Consider the following 3,298-nt stretch of genomic DNA (forward strand, 5'->3'; position numbering starts at 1 on the left):
GCCATTAAGCCATCGAAGCTTTTTCTCATATCGGTCCTGCCGGTGATCAGGTAGATCTTCGATACACCGGACAGATCGCCTAACACAGGCGATGCAGCGCTGACAGAGTATGAAAGATTGCACTTTCGGACGCTGCATTTGTGATTCCGATCTGAAAGCCATTGATCTGCACAAGAATTGCTGCATCTGCCTTTGCGTCCTTTGATAGACAGGACTGCGGATGTTCCGATACAGCCGGCTGTTCAAATGTAACTTGAACAACTTCATGTTTTTGTGCAGTCAGAGTTGTTTTTGAATGAGACTCCGGTATTTCACAGGCTCTCTTGCGGAATTTCTGAATCTGGTAATAAAAGTTACTCGGACAGATTTGATGCGCCTCGCACCATTGCTTATCCGTAAGTCCACTCAAACGGCACTCCTGAATCAGAGAAAGCCACTCCTCATCTGTACGATATTTTCTTTTTGTCATAGGTGTCGTTTACTCCTAATTTTATTTGGAGTGGATATAGCACAGGCTCCAAATGATTTGAAGTAAAATGGTCCTAAGTGCAAAACTGAGAAACAGAAGACTTGCCACTCCATGCAATAATTATGACATGGTTTAGGCAGATATGGAATCCGGGGTGTTATTCATCGCTTACATTTAGTGTGTACCATTCTTCACATCTCAGCCGCCATATCAGCGTTGCCTGCTGCTCACCACGAAGAGGTGTGCAAAGTTTCGAGCAGCGTAGCCATGCTGATGCACGGCCGATAAATCCTTGAAAAGCGCAGAGCAGTTTATCACGGAAGATTTTTTTCAATAAACTCAGACACAGTCTTTTCGTATTTCTCTGGATCTGTTCTATAGCACTCAGTATGCTCTGCTCCAAGAACTACATATATCTCTTTTTTGCTTTGACAACTGTTATAAATTCTGTACGCCATAGATAAAGGTGCTCGGATATCTTTATCTCCGTGAATAATTAATATTGGTACACTAGTCTTTGACACTGCTTCACATGTATCTGCATCATTTAAATCAAAGCAGCCAAAGGTTTTTGTTGCAACATTCACTCACTTTCCCTTGTAATCTGAACACGCCATCAAAAAATCAGCAGACACGAAATACGGATTATCTTTATCTTCGTTTTTTGCAATTAAGATAGTATCATTATCTGCTGCAAGAATGGCAATCTGGTCACCTGTTTTCAAAAGCAGTTTTATCTTCTTGATTTCTGCATCTTTTGTCACGGAGTATGTTCCCAAAGTTTTTAATTCTTTTTTTTCCTTGATGTCTCTGTATTTATTTGTGATCATGCTTCCCACTGTACCACCTACCGCCAGACAACTGCCTCCAATTATTGCTAAAAGATTTAATGGACCACCAACTTTCTTTGAAGCAGTGGTAATCCATTGATACCATCCTAGATTACTCATTCTTTGTCACCTCTATTTCCTCTTGAAAGTATCTATTATATTATCATTGGAGATGGATCAACTGCTACTTTCAGTTTTTCAATCAGTCCAGTAATATACGGGTACAATTTTTCGTCATCAAATTTTCTCAATTCATCTATTAATTCGTCTATTGAAAGAACTTTTCTCACATCTCTTATATCTGTAGGATATGATTCCTTGCCTATAATAAGGTTAAAAAAGCGAGTATCTCCCAGTGCTTCAATTTCCTTGTAGCAAGGAGTACCTTTGTGCTTAATATAGTTATATATATTTCTGATTTTCGACTCAGAAAATTCTTTCCAGAACTCAACAATTAAATCAATTGCATCAGAAAATTCTGGCCGCATTACTTTAAGATACTGAAATGGATTTCCCTCCGCATGTGGCGTACTTACGCCATTTTCTGTCTTTCGCAACATATCCAATGATTTTTCAATCGAATGCATACCAATGATTTCATCCGCATTAGTCACATTTCCTTCATTGTCGAATTTGTATAAAACATATTCTGCTGAAACATATGTCATCGTCCATGTTAAATCAACTAAAATATTGTAATTTATTAATGCTGTTTCAAGCATTTGGGATTTGAACATTAATTCAATTCCTTTTTGAGCAACCTCATCATCTACTTTATTAAACCAGTAATCCCAATTTTCTTCCTCAGTTTTGCGTAAAAATATTCTCGCCATTTCATAGCGTTCAAAAAGTTCATGCCACTTGCTTACGAAATATACATCTTGGCTCGTCGGAAGTTTTGTACCTATCAAATTGTATTTACTGCTTGATGGCGGTTCTACTCCTTCAAAAATATCTGTCTGAAATTCCATAATACGCTTCTCCATTAATTATTCAAAATGGATAGTTACTTTTCTCACATCTCAGCCGATCATAAGATCGTTGCCTGCTGCTCACCACGGAGAGGTGTGTGAAGATTTGAGCAGCTACCGTGTGAATCTATCCACACGGCTTTATTTTGCCTAATACAGACACTAATTCGACAGCATTCGACTTTTTAGTCATATTTTGTTCATTTTGCGTTTACAGTTTAGTACCAGGGGTCTGGCACGCAGTATATGTGAAGTACCTGGCATGGAACTTCATCTGCATGAATAACTGATCGGCTGATCAGCTCCACATGCATCGCCTGATAAATCGGTAACAGGTATTCCAAAGCACATGTGTTATACCAGTTAGCGGCGGTCTCGCGCGGAAGTGGAACTCCTTTTTCTTTCCAGTCCTTTTCCTGTCGGTAGAAAGGCAGATGCAAAAAGCTTTTCTGGTACATAACCATAGCGACCATATCCGGTGATGCCGGACTATGCGGCATTAATGCGGTTGGGGTCTTTGCTTGTGTGATTGTGGTATCATCCTCTTCACGGCAGACCGGACAGATCAACTTTTCCTGCATGTAACGGACACGCACTACCTTAGCCGGAGTAATTCGCAGTTCTTCACGGATAAAGGTATATCCCATATGTTCCATTTCTGCACCACAGTCTGGACAAAGGCGCTCTTGCTGTGGAACATCGCATAAGACTTCTTCTATCGGAAGGAGTGCATAAAGATCATCACGTTTAGCCTTTTTCTTTCTGGTACGTGTATGTTCTTTCACAGGGATACCGGATTCCTGCTCGGAGGCTTCTTCACAAACAGGTTCATCAGTTTGTTTTTTTTTACTTTTTTCGCTGGATATTCCAAAAAACTTTCTTTTGAATTCATTCAGTGTTTCGGTCAGATTTGCGATTGTTGCCTTAAGATCAACTGCGTTTTCCTGAAGCATTTTTACTGTTGCCTCAAGATTTTTAATCGTTGCTTGAAGGGTAGCAATCGTTTCATCTTTCTCATTCAGACGTTC

Annotated in this window: 5 protein-coding genes; all 5 read right to left on the bottom strand. The window is 39.8% G+C overall.

Annotated elements, in window-relative coordinates:
• Window positions 1-79: 79 nt before the first annotated feature.
• Window positions 80-469, bottom strand: a complete 390-nt coding sequence (tnpA, locus tag LKD48_RS16250; RefSeq protein WP_308732632.1) for an IS66 family insertion sequence element accessory protein TnpA — start codon at window positions 467-469, stop codon at window positions 80-82.
• Window positions 470-783: 314 nt separating this feature from the next.
• Window positions 784-1,056: an alpha/beta hydrolase gene (locus LKD48_RS16255; RefSeq protein WP_308732633.1), complete on the bottom strand. Its 273-nt coding sequence runs from the start codon at window positions 1,054-1,056 to the stop codon at window positions 784-786.
• Entirely contained in the window at window positions 1,057-1,419 is a 363-nt protein-coding gene (locus LKD48_RS16260; protein WP_308732634.1) for a hypothetical protein, read from the bottom strand.
• A gap of 35 nt (window positions 1,420-1,454) precedes the next feature.
• The gene (locus tag LKD48_RS16265) at window positions 1,455-2,270 is read right to left on the bottom strand and encodes a hypothetical protein (protein ID WP_308732635.1); all 816 of its coding nucleotides are present in this window, start codon (window positions 2,268-2,270) and stop codon (window positions 1,455-1,457) included.
• Window positions 2,271-2,488: 218 nt separating this feature from the next.
• The coding region (locus LKD48_RS16270; RefSeq protein WP_308732636.1) for an IS66 family transposase at window positions 2,489-3,298 on the bottom strand (810 nt) is incomplete at its 5' end.

The organism is Anthropogastromicrobium aceti (assembly GCF_020687335.1).
Taxonomy (GTDB): Bacteria; Bacillota; Clostridia; order Lachnospirales; family Lachnospiraceae; genus Anthropogastromicrobium; species Anthropogastromicrobium aceti.

Bases quoted from the DNA above. Each gene is read 5' to 3' on its own strand.
- LKD48_RS16265 (WP_308732635.1), bottom strand. From the start codon at position 2,270: ATGGAATTTCAGACAGATATTTTTGAAGGAGTAGAACCGCCATCAAGC.
- LKD48_RS16260 (WP_308732634.1), bottom strand. From the start codon at position 1,419: ATGAGTAATCTAGGATGGTATCAATGGATTACCACTGCTTCAAAGAAA.
- tnpA (WP_308732632.1), bottom strand. From the start codon at position 469: ATGACAAAAAGAAAATATCGTACAGATGAGGAGTGGCTTTCTCTGATT.